Annotated in this window: 4 protein-coding genes and 1 pseudogene; 3 read left to right on the top strand and 2 right to left on the bottom strand. The window is 70.2% G+C overall.

Annotation, left to right across the window (positions count from 1 at the left end; translation table 11 throughout):
- Positions 1–42: 42 nt before the first annotated feature.
- Together GB864_RS17655 and GB864_RS17650 are read right to left on the bottom strand one after the other, a co-directional pair.
- On the bottom strand, positions 43–1071 hold the full coding sequence (locus tag GB864_RS17655; protein WP_236779234.1) for a sugar phosphate isomerase/epimerase family protein: 1029 nt from the start codon (positions 1069–1071) through the stop codon (positions 43–45).
- A gap of 82 nt (positions 1072–1153) precedes the next feature.
- On the bottom strand, positions 1154–4585 hold the full coding sequence (locus GB864_RS17650; protein WP_236779233.1) for a PQQ-dependent sugar dehydrogenase: 3432 nt from the start codon (positions 4583–4585) through the stop codon (positions 1154–1156).
- 499 nt (positions 4586–5084) lie between these two features.
- Here GB864_RS17650 and GB864_RS17645 point away from each other — a divergent pair, with 499 nt between their 5' ends.
- From GB864_RS17645 to GB864_RS18670, 3 genes and pseudogenes are all read left to right on the top strand, one after another.
- Positions 5085–5384 (top strand): twin-arginine translocase TatA/TatE family subunit, encoded by a 300-nt coding sequence (locus tag GB864_RS17645; RefSeq protein WP_160427002.1) that lies wholly within the window; start codon positions 5085–5087, stop codon positions 5382–5384.
- A gap of 26 nt (positions 5385–5410) precedes the next feature.
- Positions 5411–5917: a twin-arginine translocase TatA/TatE family subunit gene (locus tag GB864_RS17640; protein ID WP_160427001.1), complete on the top strand. Its 507-nt coding sequence runs from the start codon at positions 5411–5413 to the stop codon at positions 5915–5917.
- Positions 5918–5963: 46 nt separating this feature from the next.
- Positions 5964–6154: pseudogene (locus tag GB864_RS18670) on the top strand (hypothetical protein); the annotation flags it as partial.

Raw genomic sequence — 6154 nt, 5'->3', positions numbered from 1 at the left:
CGCCTTCCACTTGCTCTTCATCGAAAGATCTCCTGATCCAGATCAGCCGCGAAGCGCGGCGAGGTTCTCGTAGCTGCGACCGGCATTGCCGAGCGAGTTGACCGTGTTCGGGGGAACCGCGGTCGAGCCGGCGTTGTCCTGCTCCCAGATGCCGGTGCGCTGCCCGCGGTCGCGGAGCTGGGCGAGGATGTCGCCGTAGGGGATGTCGCCGGCGCCGAACTCGATGATGTCGTAGCCGTTCGCGCTGGCCGGGTTGAGCTTGCCGTCCTTCAGGTGCAGCAACGGGAAACGACGGGGGTCGCGCTTGATGTAGTCGATCGGCTCGAATCCGGGGAACAGGTGCCGGCCCACGTACGCCCAGTAGATGTCCATCTCGAACGTCACGAGCGAGGGGTCGAACTCCTCCCACATCAGGTCGTAGATGCGGCGGTTGGTGTCGATCGTGTAGTTCCACTCCTGCTGGTGGGTGTGCGTGTAGAGCTTGATGCCCGCGGCCTTGGCCTTCACGCCCATCTCGTTCCAGGTCTGGCACGCCGCCGTCCAGGCGGCGTCCGTGCGCCCGGTGGCCGTGGTCGAGGCGATCGCACCGCCCTGCCCGAGGTTCTTCATGCCGAGGATGCTGGCGATCTCGATCTGCGCGTCGATATTGGTCGGACTGAGGTTCGTGTGGGAGCCGATGGCTTTGAGACCGTTGTCGTCGAGCAGCTGGCGGATCTCCTGCGGGGTGATCGCGCCGGCACCGCCCTGGGTGTAGCCGGCGAACTCGACCTCCGAGTAGCCGATGGCGCTGAGCTCCTCGAACAGCTGACGGAAGCCGATCGAGGCCGCCCCCGAGAGCTTGTCGCGGACCGAGAAGAGCTGGATGCCGATGCGGTTGGCCGGCACGAGGCGGGGACCGCCGCTGACGGTGGGGGCCGCGGCCTGGACGCCGAGGGCGGAGGCCGCCGTCGGGGCGAGCGCCGCTCCGACGCCGACCGCGACCGAGGATGCTGCGAGCGCCTGGAACAGGGTCCGGCGGCTCATCGGCTTGGCCGAGACCGTCGGGTGCCCGTGAGCGTGTTGGTGACTCATCTCTCTCCTTCGAGTGATCCCGTCCTGAGGTCCAGGGCGGTCGGGTTCGGGCGGCGGCCCCGGGGGACCGCCGCCCGACCGGTTACTGGCGGACGCTCAGGGCGAACGTCGCCGAGTTCTTCGCGACGCCGGCGGAGCCGTCGTACGTCGCCTGGACCTGGTAGCTGCCGACCGCGAGCTTCGGCAGGGTGATCACGACGTCGCCGGACGCGTCGAGCGTTCCGGTGAGGGTCGCGACCGTCGAGGTGCTCTTCAGCACCTTGACCGTGACGTCGCCCGTCGGGACGATGCCCGTGGTCGACGCGACGTGGATCGTGGCCTTGGCGGCCACGTTCGGCTTGACCGGGTTCGGAGCGACCTCGCCCGACACGATCGACTTGGTCTGCGACACCGTGAGGCGTGCGGTGCCCGACGAGGTCTTGAAGACCTCGTCCGCCCCGTATGTCGCGACCAGGGTGTGCGTGCCGACCGGGAGGTCGGCGGCCAGCGCGATCGTCGCCTTGCCGTCGGCCCCGAGGGTGCCGCGGCCGACCTCGGTGCCGGCGGAGGTCAGGACGACCTCGCCGGTCGGGGTGCCGCCCGCGCCGGTGACCGCGACCACGACGTCCGTCGAGTCGCCGTAGCTGGCCCGCGGGGAGCCGAGCGTGACGAGGGTGGTGCTGTCGACGGTCGGTTCGTTCGGCGCGTCCAGGTCGATCGTGAACGCGACCGAACCCACCGTCGAGACGTTGCCGCCCGTGTCGGTGGCGCGGTACTGCAGGTTGTACGTGCCGTTCTGGTTGAACGTCACGCCGTACTGCTGGTTGGCCGCGAGGTTCGTCCACGTCTGGCCCGCGTTGGTCGAGTACTGCACCGTCGAGAGCGCGCCGTTGTCGGCGGCCTGCACCGCGAAGCGCACCGGCACGTTGAACACGCCGCCGACGCCCGTGGGGGCGGCCGGTGCGAGCGTGTGCGCGACGGTCGGCGCGGTGACGTCGCCGACGCCGTTGCCCACCATCGTGATCGAGTCGACCGCGAGCTCGGACGCGGACGTCACGAACAGCTGGCCGGTTCCGGTCGGCGCGGTGAAGCTCACCGGGACGTCCTTCCAGCCGGCACCGCCGGGGATGGCGACCGTGGCGAACGGCGCGGCCGTGGCGGAACCCCAGCGCAGCTGGAGCTCGCCGCCGCCGTTGGCGCGGACGACGGCTCCGCTGATCCCGGAGAAGCTCACCGGGTCGTAGCGGAGGTAGTCGCCGGTGCCGAGGCCGCGGATCGCATTGCCGGCCGAGGCCGTCTCGTCCGCGTAGACGACGACGCCCTGGCGCTGCGCGTACTCGGCCTGCTGCAGCTTCGGGTTGAGGCGGAACGCCGCCTCGCCCGCAGCCGCAGGCAGCCCGTTGGCGCCGTTGTCGGTGTAGTTCACGACGACGGCCGCGTAGAGGTTCGCGCCGGCCCCGTGCTCAGGCGAGTTGGGGTCGGTGCGCCAGGCGCCCGTGCAGCCCGTTCCCGTCGACTCGGGGTGCGCGTGCTCGTCGTGACCGAGGCCGTAGGTCCAGGCGACCCGGGTGCAGGTCGTCGCGGTGCCGTCCTCGGCGTCGTTCGTGCTCACCTTGAACGGGATCGCCTGACCCCAGTCGAAGAACGAGCCCGCGAGCGGGTAGTCGACCGTCACGACCGGTGCCTGGTTGCCCACCGAGATGACCCGGCTCGTCAAGGTGAACTTGCCCGAGTCGTCGGTGACGCGGAGCCGGGCGGTGTAAGCGCCGAGCTCGGTGTAGGTGTGGCTGATCGTCGCGCCGGTGTGCTCGAACGACCCGTTGCCGTCGACGTCCCACTCGTAGGTGAGGGGGTCGCCGTCGGGGTCGGTCGAGGTCGAGGCGTCGAACTGCGCGGTGAGCGGCGCACCGGAGGACGAGTTCGGCGTGGCGGTGAACCGCGCCTGCGGCGCCTTGTTGCCCTCGGCGTAGTCGATCCGGTAGAGCCCCGCATCGGGGTTCGCGCGGAAGAAGCCGTCGCCGTAGTCGAGCACGTACATCGACCCGTCCGGACCGAACTCGATGTCCATCGGGTTGTCGTGGATGGGCTGTCCCGCGGAGCTGAGCGCCGTGTTCGGCAGGAAGTCCTCGATCTTGGTGACGCCGAAGGTGTTCCAGTCGACCGTGAAGGCGGCGATGTAGTCCTGGCTGAACTCGCCCATGAACGCCTTGCCCGACCAGTACTCGGGGAACTTCGTCTGCGACGGGTTCGCGGCGTCGTAGTGGTAGACCGGCCCGCCCATCGGGCCCTGGCCGCTGCCGGTGCCGAAGTTCACGAGCTCGTTCCACGGCTGGTCGCCGGGGTTGTCGCCGTAGTACACCGTGGCCGGGCGCGGCGCGGGAAGCGACGAGAGGCCGGTGTTCCAGCGCGAGTCGTTGACGAGGTTGGCCGCATCGAAGAACGCGCCCGGCGTCGACGTGGCGTAGTCCCAGTCGTTGTACGCGAAGTTGTTCCCGGTGAAGTACGGCCAGCCCGCGTTGTGCGGCTCGTCGAGGCTCGCGACGTTCCACTCGACGAGGCCCATCGGGCCGCGGCCCGCGGTCGCGGCGGTGGCAGCGGTCGCGTCGGGGCCGTAGTCGCCCCACGAGATCGAGTTGGTCTCTGCGTCGACGTCGATGCGGAACGGGTTGCGCACGCCCATGATGAAGATCTCGGGGCGGGTGTTCGCCGTGCCGGGGGCGAACAGGTTGCCCTCGGGGATCGTGTACGAGCCGTCCTCCTGCACGTCGATCCGGAGGATCTTGCCGCGCAGGTCGTTCGTGTTGCCCGCACCTCGACGCGAGTCGAAGCCGGGGTTCATGCCGGGAGCGTCGTTGTTCGGCGCGAAGCCGTTGGCACCGGGGGTGCTCGCGGGCGTGTTGTCGCCGGTGCTCAGGTAGAGGTTGCCGTCGCCGTCCCAGTCGATGTCGGCGCCGACGTGGCAGCACTGACCGCGCTGCACCTCGACGTCGAGGATGACCTGTTCGGAGGCGAGGTCGAGGGCGTTGCCGTCCCACTGGAAGCGGGCGAGGCGGTTGACGCCGACCCACTGGTCCCAGTAGCTCTCGTCGGCGCCGGCCGGCAGGCTGTTCGGCGCGTTGCCGACGGGCGTGTCCGCGACGCCGTCGCCGTCCGCGTCGCGGGGTGCGTAGACGAGGTAGACCCAGCCGTTCTCGGCGAAGTCGGGGTCGATGGCGACCGTCTGGAGGCCGTCCTCGGAGTTGGCGTACACCGGGAGCGTGTTGGTGATCCGGGTCACGCCGGTCGACGGGTCCGTCACTCGGAGGTCGCCGTTGCGGGCGGTGTGCAGCACCCGCTTGTCGGGGAGGACGGCGAGGTCGATCGGCTCGCCCACGTTCTTCGTGAGCAGGACCTTCTCGTAGTTCGACCAGTCCACCGCGGCGGCGTCCGCCGCGGGGTCGTGCTCGTGGCCGGGGTGCGCCATGGCGGGCGACCCGGTGAATACGACGGCGCCGACCAGGGCGGCCGTCGTGGCCGCGAGCCAGGGTCGGCGCAAGCGCCTGGGGTTAGGATTCATCGCGAAACTACTCCTGTCGGTGGTACAGCCGGATGGATGCGTTTCGACCGGGTCATCATTCGTCGCTGCAACGACGTAATCGGTGGCCCGGTCTTGTGTCTGCGCGGGCGTTCTCGCCGCTCGCGGTGCCCTGCACCCCCCTTCCCCTCGTCATCGAGTGGCTCTGCGGGACATCGCGACCTCGTCGTCGGACTTCCTCGGCGAATGCCGGCCCGGTTCGTGCGGCCGCGTTCTCGTCCCCCGCGCTGTGGTCATCCTGGACTAAGTTTCGTCCGAACGTCAATCAAAAGTTGCGTGAGAAACGATGAGAACATGAATCCTCGCCGGATGCTTGTCGCCGACGCATTGCATCTATTACGATCTCCCGAGCAAATCAGCTCGATGTTCGGCCGCTCTCAGGAAACGGTACGGACCGAGACGATTCGCCTGCGGCCACCGCGACGATGCGGCCCGTGCGAAGCCCGAAGGAGGGCCGAAGATGCTCCAGAATCTCGGTGGATGGCACCTCGTCATCCTGCTCGTCATCGTCCTCGTGGTGTTCGGAGCTGCGAAGCTCCCCGCCCTCGCCAAGAGCATCGGCCAGTCGGCGCGCGTGCTGAAGGGTGAGATGCGCGGGCTCCGCGAGGATGACGCCGCGGCGACGACTCCGGCCGCGACTGCGCCGGCGACGTCGACGGCGGCCGCGCCCGTCGGGGCGGTCGCGCCCGTCGCACCGCTCGCCGCGGACGACGTCCGGCACGCGGCCGCCCCGCAGAACGGCTCGACGCCCGCCGCCTGACACCGGCCTGATCGAGGGGAGCGCCGATGTTCGGCCTCACGTTCGAGAAACTCCTGCTGATCGGCATCGTCGCGGCGTTCCTCATCGGGCCGTCGCGGCTGCCCGAGGCGGCCGCCTGGCTCAAGCGGGCGGTCCGCAAACTGCGCGACTTCGCCGACGACACGACGGCGAAGGTGCGCGACGAGGTGGGCGACGACCTCGGCGACCTCGACTGGCGCAAGCTCGATCCGCGGCAGTACGACCCGCGCCGTATCGTGCGCGAGGCGCTCCTCGACGAGCCCGATCCGTCCGCGCGTCGCGGGACGGCAGCGCCGCAGCCCGCGGCTCCGCATTCCGCGGAACCGCAGACGGTCGGGGCGCCGCCGCCCGATCTTCCGGAGGCGGAGGAATCCGCACCCGAGGCATCCGCACCCGAGACGCCCTCCGTCGAGGCGCCGGTCCCGGAGCCGCCCGCTCCCGGGACGCCGACGCAGCGCGTCGGACCGCATCCGCTCCCGTCGACGCGCCCGGACCGGGAGGATGCCGCAGCCTGACGCATTCAGGGTTTTCGGCGCACCGAAATCGGGTTAGAGTTTCGGCGTGCCGAAATCTCTGACGTCCGCCGATCCCGCCGACCCCGGCCCTGCCGCCGCGACCACGGTCGCCGCCGCCGATCCCGGCGCCGACACCGGCGCCGCCACCGCCCGCGCACCCCGCCCGAACGCCCGAGGCGCCCGGGACCCGAAGAGCACACGCCTGAACTCCACACGCGTAGGCACGTGGCACCCCGT

The sequence above is a fragment of the Agromyces seonyuensis genome, assembly GCF_009789225.1.
GTDB classification, from domain to species: domain Bacteria; phylum Actinomycetota; class Actinomycetes; order Actinomycetales; family Microbacteriaceae; genus Agromyces; species Agromyces seonyuensis.
Note: the sequence above shows the minus strand (reverse complement) of the source record. Positions and strands in the feature narration are given on the sequence as shown.